The 18,278-nt window shown below is 29.9% G+C and carries 14 protein-coding genes; all 14 read right to left on the bottom strand.

What is annotated here, in order from left to right; translation table 11 throughout:
- Positions 1-11: 11 nt before the first annotated feature.
- The 14 genes from OW730_RS09990 to OW730_RS09925 all read right to left on the bottom strand — a co-directional run bounded on the left by OW730_RS09990 (position 12) and on the right by OW730_RS09925 (position 18,278).
- Positions 12-830 (bottom strand): hydrogenase small subunit, encoded by an 819-nt coding sequence (locus OW730_RS09990; RefSeq protein WP_271229544.1) that lies wholly within the window; start codon positions 828-830, stop codon positions 12-14.
- Between the two features lie 35 nt (positions 831-865).
- Positions 866-1,312, bottom strand: coding sequence for a cytochrome b5 domain-containing protein (locus OW730_RS09985; protein WP_271228876.1), 447 nt, complete (start codon positions 1,310-1,312; stop codon positions 866-868).
- A gap of 161 nt (positions 1,313-1,473) precedes the next feature.
- Positions 1,474-3,810 carry a hypothetical protein gene (locus OW730_RS09980; protein WP_271228875.1) on the bottom strand — a complete coding sequence of 779 codons (2,337 nt, stop codon included), beginning with the start codon at positions 3,808-3,810 and terminating at the stop codon, positions 1,474-1,476.
- 176 nt (positions 3,811-3,986) lie between these two features.
- Positions 3,987-5,312 (bottom strand): MATE family efflux transporter, encoded by a 1,326-nt coding sequence (locus OW730_RS09975; RefSeq protein ID WP_442945439.1) that lies wholly within the window; start codon positions 5,310-5,312, stop codon positions 3,987-3,989.
- Between the two features lie 236 nt (positions 5,313-5,548).
- Positions 5,549-7,000: a S8 family peptidase gene (locus OW730_RS09970; RefSeq protein WP_271228873.1), complete on the bottom strand. Its 1,452-nt coding sequence runs from the start codon at positions 6,998-7,000 to the stop codon at positions 5,549-5,551.
- 282 nt (positions 7,001-7,282) lie between these two features.
- Positions 7,283-8,065 carry a GNAT family N-acetyltransferase gene (locus OW730_RS09965; RefSeq protein WP_271228872.1) on the bottom strand — a complete coding sequence of 261 codons (783 nt, stop codon included), beginning with the start codon at positions 8,063-8,065 and terminating at the stop codon, positions 7,283-7,285.
- Positions 8,066-8,181: 116 nt separating this feature from the next.
- The gene (locus OW730_RS09960) at positions 8,182-9,417 is read right to left on the bottom strand and encodes a metallopeptidase TldD-related protein (RefSeq protein ID WP_271228871.1); all 1,236 of its coding nucleotides are present in this window, start codon (positions 9,415-9,417) and stop codon (positions 8,182-8,184) included.
- A 13-nt stretch (positions 9,418-9,430) separates the two neighbouring features.
- Positions 9,431-10,768 carry a TldD/PmbA family protein gene (locus tag OW730_RS09955; RefSeq protein WP_271228870.1) on the bottom strand — a complete coding sequence of 446 codons (1,338 nt, stop codon included), beginning with the start codon at positions 10,766-10,768 and terminating at the stop codon, positions 9,431-9,433.
- Positions 10,769-11,009: 241 nt separating this feature from the next.
- Positions 11,010-12,440 carry a M28 family metallopeptidase gene (locus tag OW730_RS09950; RefSeq protein ID WP_271228869.1) on the bottom strand — a complete coding sequence of 477 codons (1,431 nt, stop codon included), beginning with the start codon at positions 12,438-12,440 and terminating at the stop codon, positions 11,010-11,012.
- 216 nt (positions 12,441-12,656) lie between these two features.
- Complete coding sequence (locus tag OW730_RS09945; protein WP_271228868.1) at positions 12,657-13,553, bottom strand: HD domain-containing protein; 897 nt, start codon at positions 13,551-13,553, stop codon at positions 12,657-12,659.
- A gap of 84 nt (positions 13,554-13,637) precedes the next feature.
- Positions 13,638-13,790, bottom strand: coding sequence for a hypothetical protein (locus OW730_RS09940; RefSeq protein ID WP_271228867.1), 153 nt, complete (start codon positions 13,788-13,790; stop codon positions 13,638-13,640).
- A gap of 88 nt (positions 13,791-13,878) precedes the next feature.
- Entirely contained in the window at positions 13,879-15,222 is a 1,344-nt protein-coding gene (locus tag OW730_RS09935) for a HAMP domain-containing sensor histidine kinase (protein WP_271228866.1), read from the bottom strand.
- Positions 15,206-15,895 carry a response regulator transcription factor gene (locus OW730_RS09930; RefSeq protein ID WP_271228865.1) on the bottom strand — a complete coding sequence of 230 codons (690 nt, stop codon included), beginning with the start codon at positions 15,893-15,895 and terminating at the stop codon, positions 15,206-15,208. Before OW730_RS09930 ends, OW730_RS09935 begins: the two co-directional genes overlap by 17 nt.
- A 76-nt stretch (positions 15,896-15,971) precedes the next feature.
- Entirely contained in the window at positions 15,972-18,278 is a 2,307-nt protein-coding gene (locus tag OW730_RS09925) for an FtsX-like permease family protein (RefSeq protein WP_271228864.1), read from the bottom strand.

Genomic DNA, 18,278 nt, shown 5'->3' with positions numbered 1-18,278 from the left:
CCCTCAAATCATTAATACCGAATAAATGGCTCCATTTTATCTGGGAATCCCTCTTGAGCACAACCGATACAAGGTGTATTCACCCCAATGGGCCAATTATCCGTATTATTCCATCTCCTATTAGGACAATCCGTCTTTGTTACTGGTCCGCGGCACCCAAGGCGAAACATACATTCTTCATCTCCCAACTTTTTAGCAAAAATTCTTTGTTCAAAATAGGACCGTCTTGGACAATGGTCATGAATAGTTACACCATAAAATATAATTGGTCTTCCCTTTTCATCAACCTCTGGTCTTCCAAAAAGAATCAAATGCGCAATAGTTCCAATAATCCAATCAGGATTTCCTGGACATCCTGGCAGTTGAATAACTTCTTTATTTAAAAATTCTTTAACACTTTTACACGCTGCAATATTTGGACTTGCGGCAGAAATGCCACCAAATGAGGCGCAGGTTCCTACTGCTAAAATATGTTTAGCTTTCTCTCCTGCTTTTTTTATTGCCTCCATGCCAGTTATATGATTTCCATTATAGTTTGCAATAACATTATAAAGCCCCTGTTCCTTAGTAGAAATTGCTCCTTCAACTACTAATATAAACTCAGTTTCTAGTGTTTTTAAAAACTGTTCATAGGCAAATTCACCTTCAGCTGCCATCAAGCTGTTGCTGTATCGCAAGTTTACCATTTCTTTTAAAAAGTAAACCACATCTGGATTATCTGCATTTAATAAAGATATAATATTTCCTGAACATCCGCATGTTTCTAACCAGATGAGATTAATTTTTTTATTCTTTTTTTCCAACACCAGATCCATCATTGTTCTTGCCATTCGATTTTTTGTATTGATAACTGGACACTGTTCTATCAATCTATTAGTTTCCCTATTGCTTTCATCTTTACTAATATCTCTTCCCCTCCATGACATTGATTAAATTCCTCAGTTCCATCTGTTCCTGAAACCACCCCAAAATGAGTTCCTCCACCCCATTGTGATTCATAGGTTACGTCATAAACTACACCATTTACAGCGATATAAGCATCTTTTCCATTTTCACCGTTATATTGTTTTAACTCTTCTCTTGTAAATTCCCTTTCAACTTCTCTTCCATTAAATCGCTTCCTATTTATTTCATCAATCTCTCTATAACATTCCGCAAATAATTCATCCACTTTTAATAGATGTTCTTCTATTAACCTTAAGTAATACATCTTATCCCCAATAAAAGGAGTCATAAAAAATAACGTACGATAATAATCAATTCTGATGTTATGCTTTTGAATTCTATCCTTTAATTCTGAAGTGTTATTCATAAACTACCTCTCATATTTCAATTTCTCTATAATGTATATTCCAATCATTTATCATTTAGTATTAATACCTTGGTCAATAATTAAATTTTAAATATATTTATATTACTCAATAAGAAATACTAAGGGACAAGGATATTAACCTCGACCCTTAAGTACTTACTTTATTCTTCTAACTCAATTATAGTAAATACAGACATACCGTAATACAGATCCTCATCATCAATGTTCTTTACTTCTGTTTTCTTTTGATACTCAGGATCATCTGAAGTAGTTACTGTTGTTATCTCTATATTTTTCTTTCCATCAAAGAAGAATTCTACTGCTGGTTTACCATTAATATCATCATAAGAACGCATAATTTGAAGTGGTCCTTCTACTGTATGAACTTCAGTTACACTAATAGTAAGATTACGTTGTCCAACAACTTTGGGAACCTTATCACTTCCCACATGCCATTCTGGTGCGTCTACTAGTTCAATAATATCCTCTACTTCATGCTTTTTATATGTGATAGTATACTTATACTCAAAATTCCCTTCTCCTTCGTACCATAAGAGTTCCTCATTTTCTCCATCATCAGTTAGATATAATTCTGCATCAAGATTAAAATAATCTATAACGACTTCTTGCTCTCCATAAATAGAATGTAATTCTCTGAATTCATAAGTTCCACTTTGATACTGAATAAAACCAAATCCCTCATCCGGTGCTTCTATCCTAAGTTCATTTAATAAGAAATATGGAGCATATCCGATTTTGTCTTTTGGTATCTTTTCACCAGAAAACAGATAAAAATTATTAAATCCTTCTTGTTCTTTTGACTCTTTTTCAGTTATAGTTGTCTTTGGTATATCTAATTTAAACTCCACAACCTTCTCTGGTTTATCTATATCAGGTTTATCCCCAGGCTTATAAAATTCAAGTGTATTTGGTGAACCACACTGCATATGTCCTAAGACAGTAAATTTAGCTTTAACCATTCCTTGTTCATTTACTTTTCCTGTCCAGTTTTTAGGATCCGCCTTTTCATTTAGTGGTGCAAATCGAACTGTATATCCATTATATTTAGATTTTTCATTTTCTTTAATATCTTCCTTATACTCAAAAGTTACTACTTGATTTAGCATTCTTGCTAGCGCTGATTTTTCTTTTAGATATTCCTTTTTTAAGTGTTCGGTAATTTTTTGTTCTAATCGATCAAACACAGGCTTCTGCAATACTTTAATTAGCTCCTTTTTATACTCAAGTGATATCTCATCTTTAATTTGTTGAGTGATTTCATTAGCTTTTGTATTTACTTCCTCCATTATTGCCCACATTTCTTCATAATCAATTTTCCAGAATGCATTACAATAATTATCAATTTCTTCATTAATCAATCTACTCACTAAATTAGGATCTTTTGCATCTTTATTATCTTGCCATATCCAATAAAATTTTTTATACCACTCTTTTGCACTACGTTTGTTATATTTCTCATAATATAGCTTATAGCCTGCTTCATAATCAGCTTTCCTTCCTTCCCATGCAGCAGTACCAAATTTATTAATTGAATAATCAATTGCATATACTCCTACAAAGGATAACTGCAAGGCTCCTGAACCCCATTTTCCTATAGAGAAATAACTTAAGTTCTTTGTTAAATTTCCTTTTAATGCAACGTCATCACCTTTTTGAAAATCAACAGCTGCTTGTGCAATAGCTGCCGCAAGTCCAATATTTGTCATTGCACCACCTAAATTATCTAAAAACTCTGTTGTGTAAACTGTATTTGTTATTACAGTATGCATTCCTCCACTAATACCAAGCCAGTCCCCTACCCAACTTGTTCCCATTTCTAAAGCTTTTTCCCCTGGTGTCATCTGATTTTCTAAACATTCATTAACAATCTTAAAGGCATTTCCATTAGATTCAGGCATATGCCAGGTGTTTAATTTAACAATTTTAGCAGCTCTACTATTCTCCCTTTTTACAACAAATGCACCATAGGTTGAAAGATGATCAGTTATAATCTTAACTAGATTATTTTCTGTATCCACTGTGTACACGACTGGTTGCCACTCTTTGGAATTTTCGTTGTAGTACATGGCGCTTACGCAGTTTTCTTCTTTACCTTCCTCAATAAAATTCTCATCATATGGTATTGAAATTTCAATAAGATCAATAAATTCAGATTTATTTACAACCTCAAAATCATAAGCAGTAATCATAAGTTCCTCTTTTAACTCTTCTTCTATTTGAAAAGGCTTTGGCTGAACTTCTTGAATAACAACCTCTTCTTCCTTGTCAATATCATATCCAGAAAATTCAATACTAATCTCATCTTTAGCAGCAATCAGCTTATCTGGTGTTACCATTTTCTTAATTGGCTCTTCAAAAACCTCTTCAACCTTTTTTGAGTTTTTACCTGATTCTTGTGGTTTTTTACTACCACATCCACTTGAAAGTATTACTATGTGGCATACAATTAAAATAATTGAAACTAATCTTTTTATCATGTAATCAGCTTCTCCTTATTATCTTTCTAATTAAAGTATATTCTAGAAAATGTATTAATTTACCAGCATTTTAAATTTGATTATCTGTTTAATTAATAACTAAAAAAGCTATTAAAATGCTTATACGCATTTTAATAGCTTTAAATTTAACTTATAATATTTTTATTTATTCTAATCTAATATGCATTTTTTGTCCACTTTTTTGATAGTAACTTAGCAAACTTGTGTTTATATAATAGATAGATTAATATAGCGTCAATTCCCCATTGTATGGCTGTAATCCACCAAACAGCAGTAACTGGAAATTTCTTAACATATATAAAATAGTACATAAGTGGAAATCTAATTACCCAATTAGAAAATAACGAAACAAAAAATGGTCTTTTTGTATCACCCATTCCTTTTAAAGTTCCACCTATAATCATAGATATTGCCATAGGTACTTGCTCTATTGAAGCTATCATAAGACATAATGCTCCTAATCTTATAACCTCAGTTTCTGAGCTCTTTATAAAAGGTGATACAATCTGTTTAGGAAATAGTAAAAATAGCACTCCACATATTAACATAATAAGAGAGCCTAATATTATTGAAGCACTGGCATATTCCTTTGCACCTTCATAATCCTTCTGTCCTACTTTATGTCCAACTAAAGATGTTGCAGCTACTGCAAATCCCCATCCTGGCATAAATGAAAGAGATTCTAAAGTTGTTGTTATTTGATTTGCTGAAAAAGCAACTTCACCTAAAGTCATTATCATTCCTGCATTTACTAGTCTACATATACTAAAAGCCCCTTCCTGCATTCCTGAAGGAACTGATAATCGAATTAGATCCCAAAGCTTTCTACCATTCATAGAAAGAATATATTTTACTCTAGGCTTAATTTTAGAATGGACTTTAATATAATAAGCTGCAAATAAGAATCCTACAAAATGCGCAATAGACGTAGCTAATGCAGCTCCCTCTACACCCAATTCAGGGAAACCAAATTTACCAAAAATCATAGAATAATCTAGTGTAAGATTTACAATTACTACAATGGATGCAGTTACAAAAGGTATTATTGTATTTCCTATACCTCTTAAAATACCATTTAAAGTTGATAAATTCATGTTAAAGAATAATCCAATTGAACATATTTTCATATATTTGATACCAAGTTCCAAGGTTTGTCCCTTAGCTTTAAATAAAGATAAAATTTCTCTTGGGAAAATAAAAAATATACTTGATAAAATTATAGCTATAATTGCTGTAGCCACTACACTTAAAGAAGCATACTCTTCTGCTTCCTTAAACTTTTTTGCTCCGACTCTTCTTGCAACCAATGATGTTACTCCTACAGAAATTCCTATAGCAACTAAAATATTAATAAAAGTATACATTATTTCTGAACTTAGACTTACAGCAGAAACAGTTATCTTTCCACCATACTTTCCTACCATCATGGTATCAAGCACCCAAACTAGTGTATATAATGTCATCTCTAAAACTGCTGGCATGGCTAATTTAAATACGTCTTTTACTACCTTGCTCCTTTTCACTCTTCCCCTCCTCAAATCAAAAACCCTTATGTTTATATGTAATTTTGGTTAACATAAGAATTATAACCTATACCAACAGCACTAAGCAATCTAATAATTAGCTTTCCTAATGAAAAATTTCGACAAACTAAATAAATAAAAAAAGAGTCAAAGCATTAAGCTTTGACTCTTCTCGAAAATTAAATTATATTTGATTATTTTAATGCATTGTAAGCATTTAAATGACCATTTCCAAAGTATTGTCTATTCTTTCCTTTTACAGGGTCTACAGCTTTTTTGTATAATAATCTTGCAAGCTTATTAGGCTCCATCTTACCATACTTATCAATTAATAAAGCAGCAACTGCAGAAACCTTAGGACATGCCATTGATGTACCTATTGAATAGTAATAAGTTCCATCTTCAGCTGTACTTAAGCAGAATTCTTGATAATATAATTTATTAGCTAAATATTCATCAAATTTACCATTATTTAAATATTCTAGATACATTTTTTTGTCTCCACCAACTGCAGCGATATCAATAAATCCAGGTCCATAATTTGAATATACTGCAAGTTCATCGTTCTGACCTGTAGCTGATACTGTAACAACATTTGGATATTGTGCTGGTGCATTAAAGCTAGCTCCAACAAAGAAAGTACCATCTCCACCATATTCAGCATTTAAGAATTCAGTCATTTCTTTTCTATTTGTACAGTTGATTCCATCATTTCCTGAAGCAACAACAATTAAAACACCTTTGCTTTGTACATATTGAACTGCTCTCTTATAAGCAATGTAGTCAGCAATATCGTCACCAAGTTTTTCTTTAATTCCAGTTTCAGGATCAATATAGAAAATCTGACCTAAAATATCAAATCCACCTAAACTCATAGATAAAACATCAACATTATCATTTGCAGCAGCTACCATTGCATCTATAATCCAAGAAGATTCTGCTGAGCCTGTTCCAAATACACGATAAGAACGTATACCTGTATCAGGTGCTACTCCAAGCATAGCTCCATTTGCTGCAATTGAACCAGCCACGTGACTTCCATGACCATGTAAATCATCAAATGCACCTTCATCACCAGTTTCATAAGGTTCTTGCCCTGCAAATCCACCAGCTGGTACGAAGTTCTTTGAACCTGGTAATAAGTTTCCAACTAAATCTGGATGATCTCTATCAATACCTGTATCTATAATACCTACTACTACGTCATGAGAACCTGTTCCCATTTCATAGCTTTTACCATTTTCAGTAATTCTTTTGATATCCCATTGTCTATGCCACCAATATACTTCATCACTGTTACTAGCTTCTTCGTTTAACTCTTCATTTAATTCAATTCTTTCAGTTTTTGGAAGAGCCCAAGTAACTATAGGTGTTATAGCTTGTACATTGCCTAACCCTTTGACAAGCTCTACAACATTAGAGTTACCTTTAATTTGAACATAACCTATTTCTGGTATTTCATTAACAATTTCAGCTCCATATGCAGCTAACTGCTCCTGGAATCCATCTGGTATGCTGTTTTCATTAAATACTACAGAATAAGATTTAACATTTTCTTCTGCATTTGCTACTGTAATGCCTGCTCCTGTAGCAAATAAGCCCACTAACATAGCAAATGCTAGCATATAGCTAAGAATTTTTTTCATTTTTTTACCCCCCGGCTTTTAATTTGAATTTATGGATTAGTTTTTCATAATTACATTACATCTAATAGTTTAATTATTAGAATATGTAATTAATTATGTAAACCATTAATTCCTCGAATAACCTCAAAGCTCAATTTTACTATATTTTATATTTTATCAAAATATTTCCAATTACACAATAAAAAAATATCTTAATAGTAAAAATAAATTAATCCAGCAATTTCTATCAAATGCTGGATTAATATAAAATATATTGATAATTTAATTTATATGTTTATTCTTTTATTTTTTATAGTGAATATAGTACGTATCATAAGGCGCTTCCATTACATATCCTAACTTTTCTGCTAAATCAACTGATTGGGTATTAGCTGCATCCCAACTAGGATATATTCCTCTGTCAAGACAATCTATTATCAATGCTGCCGCTACTACAGTAGCTAACCCTTTTCTTCTATGTTCAGGACGTGTCCCAATTTCAATCTCGATACCACCATCATAAATACTATATGATGATGCACCACATACAACTTGTCCCTTATTTAAAATACAATATCCTATTCCTCTATTTAAGTAATCTTCAATAGAATGAAAATTACTTGTAAAATCAGGTGAAACTTCATGTAAAGATGGTTCTTTTACCAAATCTTCATCTATTTTTTTAAGTTCATATCCAAATGGTAATTTCTCTAAAAACTTCTCTAAATGATTTCTGTCTAAGTATTCTGGATTCTTTTTAAAATCATATCTTTTAAATTTCTCTAAACGTCCATTATGAATAGATTCTATACGTTTTTTCCAATCTTCAGTTTCTACAATTACAAGACTATGTTCAGGCAGATTATTTAATAACTCCTCTGCTGCCTCTGAGTTAGGATCTCCTCCATAAAAAACAAAGATCCCCACCATAACTTGTGCAACCTTTGGATTTTTAAGATCATCCACCCACGCTGTTCCCATATGTCCCTGTAAATATGATAACACGATAGTACTATTCATATTTTCAAACATTGAAGATAAGTTTTCTCTTGAATTATTGTCTACTTTATAAATTATCTTTATCACTTCTTTCTTTAATATAGGTTATATTTTATTTTTCCAACATAATTATAACATTTACATTAATTTTAAACAAAGGTAGAGAATAACTATATATATTCTCTACCTTTTCAAATATTAATCTATAATTTTTTAACATCCATATCCATTATCATATATTTGCTATTCATTCCTGGAATACCTATATTACAAGAAACCCCTCTAAAGTCCTCTCCAAACATATTATATACATGAGATGAAACTTGTAGTTCTGGCAATCTTCCTACAAACTTTTCACCATCAAATAAAAAAGCAAGTTGAACAGGTGTACCAAAACCTCCCTCACTAGTAAAGTCTCCCCCTGCAGCAATAAATATAAATATACCCATTTCACCATTTAACAATTCTTTTGCTGTTTTTTCACCACTTTTAACTATTAAATTAGGAACTCCTTTCAATCCTGGAACACCATCAAATTCACAATTAGCTGCTCCTGTAAGAGGTAAGTCATAGAGTTTTGATACTGTTTTATCAGTAAATGGCGACTTAATCACACCATTTTCAATTAAAGGATATCTGTAATTGCTGTTAACAACCCCCTCCTGGTCAAAGAACTTACAATTACTGTCATCATCTGGATGTGAAGTTTGATATAATGTAAAGTCACTGCTAAACTTCTTTTGATCAATAAACTCTGAGAACACTGATGCTCCACTTCCGAACTTTCTTCCATTTAAGTCTTTTAAAAATACTTTTAATATACTCATATCTGTATTCAAATATACAACTGGAAGTTTACTTTTCTTTGGCACTTGCACTTTAATTCTATATGCATTTAATAAGTTATTTGCGAAGTTAATGAATTCAACTTTATTGAAATTTCTCCCCTCATATGGGATGAATAAATCCATAGTTTTTTTTGAAGTCTTTTCTTTTACTATAATAGCACAAGACATGTATCTTGTATTGTATTTTAAATTTAACTCATTGTTATTCTCTAATGTTACTTCTTCCTCTATAACATTTATCTTATTGCTGAATATAAAATCATCATTTTTTCTAAGTTCTTCTAATAAACTCTCTATCTCATTTATAAGTTCTTTTCCCTTTGGAATATTCGCCCCTAACACCATAGATTGATTTCTATTACATGAGGGCTCATTTTCATAAGGTATGTTTAAATTTAAAGCTTCTTCTGCTTTTTTAAACATTGCCTCCTCATCATATTTTCCTAATGCACCTGCAACTCCAATCTTACCATCTTTATATACCCTAAAACCTGTCTTGGTAATATCCTTTTCTCGTATAGATTCAATCTTACTTTGAACAATATTTATAGAAGTTTCTTTTACTCTTCTTGTATATTTTTCTCTAATCACTTATATCCCCCCATTATTGCACTTGAATATCTCTTACTCTTACATATGGACCACCATGTGCTCTTGAAAGACCAGTTTGTTCCATCTTTCCACATCCGCCCCAAACATTATCATTAATTTTTAATTCATCTGAAGCTCCATCAATTTTAAATAATGTTTCCATAACATTTCCTGATATAACAGAAATGTTTACTGGCTCTGCTATCTTTCCCTCTCTAATCATATAAGCTTTTTTAGGTGCAATTGTAAATGTACTCAGACCTGAACCATGCTTATAGTCCTCAATATATATACCTTCTTTTACTTCCCCAATAAGCTCATCCTTTGTTTTATCTCCTGGCTCAATATATGTGTTAGTCATTCTAACTATTGGCTCAAATTCAAAATCCTTAGCCCTTCCATTCCCAGTCAATTCTTCTTGCAAATCCGATGCAGTAGATGCCGAATGTAATCTTCCACTTAAAACTCCATTTTTGATTAAATAAGTCTTTTCTGTTTTAGTTCCCTCATCATCATAAGGTACGTATCCTGAAACAGAATTCTCACCGTAATCTACAATGGAAAGAATATCAGAACCCACCTTAGTTCCTATCTTCCATTCCTTCATCATTGTTTCATCACCAATCATGGAGTCTGCCTCACTTTTATGCCCAAAACTTTCATGAGCAAAAACACCTGCTACTACTGGCGATAAAACAACAGTATATTTACCAGGTTCAACTGACTTTGAATTTTTAACAAATTCTACTGTTTCATTATAGTCATTGTCAAATTTATTAATTAACTCTTTAAGATCTTCAAACTTCTTTGAAGTAACCCTTGAATTATCATCAAATTTCTTATCTCCAAATGAAACTGAATAGAAAAAGCCCACTCCCGCTGCTTGATAATCATGCTTTATTGAACTTCCTTTGCTAGAATAAAATTCTTTTTCCACTCTCTTATCTTTATAATTAACTTTCCAACTTTTAACCTCTTCTTTTTCTTTAATTAATGGTAATAAATCATTTACCAGAGCTAACTTTTCATTTTGACTTACACTATTTATTTCATATCCCTCATAATTACGAATCTCATCTTTATTAACTTGAAATTTTTTAACAATTGGATTTTCTAAAATATTATGATTTTCCTGTGCCATTGTACTTAATTCATCTATATTATCCTGAATATTTTCTACATCTGTAGTAGATTTATAATACCATCTTTGACCATCAAAAACTCTTATAAAAGCCCCTGTATATTCTCTTACCTTATTTTCATCAAGAACCCCATCTGTATAATTGATTGTTGACTCAAAAACATTTTCGATTCTTACATCTGTATATAAATTTTTCGGAAACTTATACATACCCTTCCCCCTTTAAATTTAAAGATTGCAATTATCTAAATATAGATTACCTTTTATATTTTTATAATATTTAGAATTTTATTACAATTATATTATATATTAGATATTCATCTAAGTCCACTTATTTATTGCAAATAAAGTAATTTATTTAATTGACATATGTGGTTAATAATATATTTACTATTTTGTGATATAATTTTTAACGCCTCTAATCGTATGATTAGAGGCGTTTATATTTTATTTATACCCCTTCATTACAGATATACGTATATATCATATCAAGAAGTATCTTAAAATCATTTTTATCAAGTTTATCAATTGTATCTGTATAGTGGTGATATTCATCATTCTCCCATTCAATAATTGTTACACCAGGTATTCCATACTTTTGAAATGAATCATGATCACTTCTAGCCCCTACGTCTTCAGTAATTTTAATATTTTGGTCTTTAGAAATCTCCTTAAGGTCATTCACTAGTTCATTTTTCTCAGAATAATAAAATTGAATTGGATTATCATTTTTATGTCCTACCATATCAAAATTAATACCTACAGAATTCCTTAATTCTTCTTGATACTTTAGCATAAAATGTTTTGAACCAACAAGCCCTTCCTCTTCTCCATTGAATGCAACAAACAGTATTGATCTATCTGGTTCTATATTATTTTCCTTAAGGGCCCTTGCAATCTCCATAATAATTGCAACACCTGAAGCATTATCAAGTGCACCTGGGTTATATGTGCCATTAAAATTGTTCCCTAAATGATCAAAATGAGCTGAAAACACTATATATTCATATTTTAAATCCTTATCTTTACCTGGTATTATACCAACTATATTTGCTACCTTATCTTCTTTTTGTACATAATCTATATTAATATTAACCTGATTATTCTCCCCTTTGGAAAAGTCAATTAATTCTTTAAAATCTTCACTTTCACATCTTAATACCACTATTCCATCCTCTTTATATGATGCATAATCAGGAGAAAAAACACTTTTGGTAAAATGACTTACTGCTCTATTTGGATTATCTATATCAATTTCAAAAATAACTCCTTTAGCCTCTATTTGGCTATCAATTCTTCCTATTATATTTCCTCTTGAAATTAAATTATTACTTAATTCCTCTGATATAAGCAATATTTTATTTTTTAATTTATCATTTTCTGATGAAAAATCCTCTTCACTCTCTACATAATATAATTCTGAAATCACCTCTCCTCTAACTTTAGTGTTCGGATATGGAAGAACATTAAAATCTTCAAGAAAATCATATTCCTTAACTATATTATTATTTTTATCTTTAACCTGAAGTAAAGGTTTATCATTTAAAGATAATATTTTTTGAGTATAGTAATCCTTATACTCCTCTATTCCTTGCATTTGCTCTAAACCAATTTCTTTGAAATAATTTGCTATATACTCACCTGCTAGTTCATTTCCTTTAGTACATGCAAGTCTTCCCTCATATTTCTCATCTGTAAGTTCCTTAATTATAGCCATCACATTTTCTACATCTGTTCCCTCTTGAAGCATTTTAAACGCCTCTTGTGATTCTTTCAACTTTTGCTGTTTGTTTACTTTTTCTTCCTTCTTTGTGCATCCTGAGAATAATAGTAATGTTACAATCAACAAAGTTATTAAATAATTATTATCTCTTTTAAACATACCCTTCCCCCTTAATTTTATAAATATTACATATGATCCATTTATCTTTATATAGGATTTTATTACTTTTTATTATATAATATGTATTTTAAATTTCATATATATTTTGTAAAAAAAGCAAACTTTTAGCTATAGAGAGGTGATTCATAAAGTAAAGTTCTCCAATAAATATATATTAAAAATAGTCAAAGTATTGACCTTGACTATTTTAATTATTTACATATATAATTTTGTTCCTATACGTCTATCATACTCAGACCATTCACCAGGTTCAGTAATATTTCTTACCTGTTCTATTTTATTCATTATTGCATCTACATAATCAGCTAAATGAACAATATATGCCTCTTCAGTTTTTGGAACCTTTGGAGAGCCATACTCTATTTTTCCATGATGTTGAAGAATACAGCTTTTCATTCTCATCTTAAAATCTTCACTGTAAATATCTCCACCTTCTCTAAAAGCTTCTTCTATCATAGCATTTCCCGTTACAATATGCCCCTCCATTTCACCTAACATTGTTACTGAGAAGGGACCATTAGTAAAATACTCCTCAATCTTTCCTATATCATGAAGTTTAGCTCCTAAAACTGCTATCTCTTTATGTCTAATGTCATATCTCTCTGCAAGAGTTTTTGCTATATACATTGCATTTAATGAATGTTCTGCAAGTCCTCCTAAATAATTATGATGTTGTCTTAATCCTCCAATCCCTTTTTTAAATCTCTCTACGAATTCTTCATTTTTAAAGAAATAATCATCTAAGGCTTTACATTCTTCACTTTTAAATACTTCATCTGATAAAACTCTCATCTCTTCAATTATTTTATCAATTGATTTATCTATTGATGGAAGGTAATCTTCAAGATTATATTCTTCTTCTTTTTTAACATGCTGTGCTTTAATGCTGCCATCCATTTTTCCACTAATGTATATTATATCTCCTACTTCTAATTTATTTTTATCATCTGGAAGTGTTGCTTTAACATCTCCTGTCTTGTCCCCTACATAAGCAATAAGATTTCCTTCTTCTCTTGCCAATTTTTTAACTATCATAAAGGAAGATTTAACATTCATTTTGTCCTTTAAATCATTGACAAACTGCTTTTTCATATATTTTCTCCTTTTCAGTAATTATTGAACTTAAGTATCTTTTAATAAAGCTTGACAATACTATCTTTTCACTGAGAGAAATTTTTATTCGTAAATCAAATCATCCCATTCAAATTCCAAATATTCATTATTAAAGTCAGGATTATCAAAGTCATCACAATAATATCCTTGTACTTCTAATACATTTCCATTAATATTCATATTTAATCTATCATAAATAACCATTCCCTGAGTCATAACATCAATTAACTTATTTGCAATTTGTACTGAGTCCTTTAAACTTTCCTCTGGTACATTTAATATACTTAAATCAACTCTCCATAAACTAAAGTAATAATTTAAGTCCCACTATAAAAATAATCCCACCTTCACTTTTTGTAGCTTGTATAACCCCTTTGTGAAGCTTAATTATTTCCTCGGTAATAGTTAATCCTAAACCACTTCCTCCATTATTCCTTGAAGTATCACCTTTATATAATCTTTCAAAGAATCTTTTTATATCTTCTTCCAATACTTCTTCCTTAGGAATATTAAATACTGTAATAACTCCATAATCGATTTTATTTATTACTTCTTTTTGTACTGTTATAATAACCTCAGATTTTTCTTTTGAATACTTTTGAGCATTAACTAATAAATTCCCTATGGCTCTTGCTAACATTTCAGCATTTCCAAATGTATATAATGGTTTTTCATTAAAGTTACTTACTACTTCTATCTCTTTATCTTTAAAATTTATTTCCTCATCTTCTACTAACTGTCTTAATAACTCTTGTATGTAAATTTCTTCTTCCTCAAATTCCTCTGCTTTTGAGGAAAGTTTTGAATAACTAAAAAAATCATCTAACAATGTTTTTAAATACAATCCTTTTCTATTTATTGTATCTACATAACTATTTAATTCATTGTAGTCTTTATATTTTTTCTCTTGAATCATCTTTGTATAGCCAAGGATTGTTGTAAGAGGTGTTCTTAAATCATGTGCTATATTTGTTATAAATTCATTTTTCTTTATATCTTCTCTCTCAAGTTCCTGAACCATGTAATTTATATTTGCAGCTAAATCCCTTAATTCATTTTTATATTTTAAAGGAACTCTCATTGATAAATCTCCTTTTGCTATGCTTTTAACTTTTTCTCCGATTTTCACTATATATTTAACTCTTCCTTTTAATAAGAATATACAAATTATAACACTTATAATTAAACTTAATAGCATAGTCTTGGAGTCATCTCTAGTTGCTTTATCAATAAATATAATTAAGTATCTATTATCTCTAATCTTAAAAATATTTTTAGATTCAAATCTTATCCCTAATTGTTTAATAGTATTATGAACCTTCCAAATATCAATAACCTTTATCCCTTCTTTTTTACTTTCAGCTAAAACATTTCCATGAGAATTCACTAAATATACTCTTGCAAATACTTTATCATTATTCTGAATTTCATTAATAAGATCTACATCATTTGTTTCATAAGGCTTTAGTGTACTTATAATTTCTTCTACTAAAGACTTATTAATGTCTCTTGACCTTTCTTTTAGCTTTTCATATTTAGTATAGGATTCATAATTGTACCATATAACATGAGTTATGATAAAGGTGAGTATTAATGTTACTACTACTCTTAATATTATTTCTCCCCTTAACTTAAATATCTTTCTCAACCTTATATCCAACTCCCCACTTAGTTTTTATGTATTTTGCACTTTTTAGTTTATCCCCTAACTTTTCTCTTAAATTCCTAATGTGAGTTAATACTGCATTATCATTTTCTAAAAAACTTTCCTTCCAAATAAGCTCATATATATTTTTAGTAGAATATACCCTTCCTTGATTTGAAACTAACAAACTTAAAATATCAAATTCTGTTTTAGTTAACTTAACCTCTTCATTGTTCTGTACTACTTTATACTCTCTTTTATTTATCACTAAGTCCTTATATAATATTATATCTGAATTATTATTACTATTCTTTTCTCCTCTTTTTAATACTGCCTTAATCCTATATTCAACTTCCACTAAATCAAAGGGTTTTACCACATAATCATCACAGCCCTTTATGAAGCCCATAACTTTATCTGTTTGCTGTCCCTTTGCTGTTAATACTATTACTGGAATTTCTGAAAACTCTCTTAGCTTTGATAGCATTGTATATCCATCCATTATGGGCATCATTAAATCCAGAATTATTAAGTTTGGTGGAAATTCTTTTGTTTTCTGTAATCCTTCAATCCCGTTTTCTGCAACTTCAATACTATAGCCACTTTTACTCAAATAATCCTTAAGTAAAGTTGAAATATCCTTATCATCTTCTACGATTAAAAGTTTTGTACTCATACTCTCCCCACCTTCCTTATACTTTTTTCTTATATATATATTACCAAATTTTTATTAATTTAGAAATAAAATCACATTATACATCTTCTCTAAGTAATTCATATTCATGCTTGCTAAGCAATTTTCTTATTGGGAAATTAAAACTTATAAGAGATAGTATTATGGATATTGTTATCGTTATTATCACATCTACTACTGAAAACTGAACAGCTCCTTTAAAAGCTGCCATAAAAACCAAGTCAATCATAAGAAAATATAATCCCAGTGCCATAAATATACTTGTTACCATAACTATTAATATTTTAAAACTTTGATATTTTAATAAAAAGCTTTTCCCAATTCCCAAAGCTCTTATTACAGTTTCATCCTTTTCCTCACCTTGATAATTCATATATACCATGTTTATATTAAATAAAATTGCTGAAAACATTGTGATAAAGCACAACACTTTAAATATTCCTAAGAATTTATTTAACATAGCAGAAAGGCTATCTCCTAATTGATCAATGTTTACAATAAAACACTCTTTTAGAGAGTTGTGAAAATCATCATTATTAGCTTTAACATAAAAATTAATCTGCGAATCATAATCCCCTCTATATTCAGTCAAAAATTGACTAGAGTTTATAGTGGAACATTCGTAAATCCCCTTAACTTTATAATTAAAAACTCCATTAGCTGTTTCAATCTGCAACTCTTTTCCTAACGATAAATTACACTTCTCTTTATATGCTCGAGATACAATAATCCCATTAGAGTCTCCTTTGAATAAGTCATCTCCCTCTATAATTTCAAATTTAGTTCCATACTCATTCTCCTTTAGTTCACCAATAGTAACCCCTTTAGCTTCAATTTCTTCATTTAAAACCTTGCCTCTCCTTATATAAATTTTACTAAACCCTTGAACTTGTTCACTTTCACTTAATATATTGTATATTTTTTCATTACCTTCTACACCTTCTCCACCTACAATATAATTGTACGGAACCTTCCTTTCTAAATCCTTATTAAAGCTTGTTTTTATAGTATTTTCTAATCCAAATCCTATTAAAACAAACCATAAGCTTAAAGTTATGCTTAATAAAACTAAAACAAAAGAAAAGAAATTCTTTCTTATACTTTTAAAACTATATAATGTTATTGAATTTCTTAAAGGCATCTTAGATAAAACTTTTATAATTATTGATATAATAACAAGAAATACTGTTACAAAAAGTAATATTCCTATACTTCCCACAAAAGTAGAGCTATCTTTTATATAATAAACAGAGTAAATTACAAGTATTAAAGGAATCAAAATTACTGTTCCTACCACAATCTTTTTACTAGCTTTCTTCATTGCTTTTTCATCTTCTTTTACAATTGATAAAGGTTTAATGGAATTTAATAAAGCTAATGCTAAGCTTAAAAAGGTTAAAAATAACATTCCATTAATGGCTAATCCCTTTAAAATTAACATGATATTATCTATTGAAAGCACAATACTGCTTATATTTCCTGCTATGCTTAATATTACTTTACTTAATGGGTAACATATCACCCCTGCTATGATATGTGGAACAATCACTAAGAAACTCAATTCCATTCTTACTGCTCGTTTTATAGCCTTGCTATCTACAGATACCATCTTAAGTATTGCAATATCCTTTTTCCTTTTTAAAATAAGCATTATGGTACTGCTAACTATTGTTACTATAGATAAGATATATCCCATGGTGTTTAATATATTTAAAACTGTTATTTGAGTTGATAACTGCTTCTCTAGAGATTTCTTTTTATCTTCTAGGGATGAATACTTGTATCCTCTTTCAATACTTTTTAACTCTTCTTTTAATTTTTCACCATTTGCCCCAGTTATCAAGATAATAGTAGGATCTTTAGGTTCTTCTCCTTGGATTTTGCCATAACCAAGCATCTCTGATTCAGTATCCACACCACTTGCCATGAGTTCTATATTTTTAATTTTATACTTTTTATTATCTATGCCATTTGCTTTAATACACACAGTATCATCAACTTTAACATTTAACTTTTTAGCAATATTTGAGTATAAAATTATTTCATTATCATTTAAACCAAATTCTCCTCTTATTAGTTTACTAACAAAATTAATATCTCCTTTAGGAAAAAAAGCTACTTCATTGCTAAAAGTTCTTACCTTAAGTCCCCTATTTTTTAGCTCTACCAGTTTTTCTTCAAATTCAACTGAAGGATACTCCACTATAACCTTTAAGTCGCCACCATTTAGCTCATTAATCTTGTTCTGTATAAATTTCTTATTTTCAAAATCAACCTGAGGTATTATTAAAGAAATACTTACTGTTATTAATATTGATATTGCAGTAAAAATCAGAATTACTTTATCTTTTTTTAGTAATTTCAA

Source organism: Oceanirhabdus sp. W0125-5 (assembly GCF_027938815.1).
Lineage (GTDB): Bacteria > Bacillota > Clostridia > Clostridiales > Clostridiaceae > Oceanirhabdus.
Note: the sequence above shows the minus strand (reverse complement) of the source record. Positions and strands in the feature narration are given on the sequence as shown.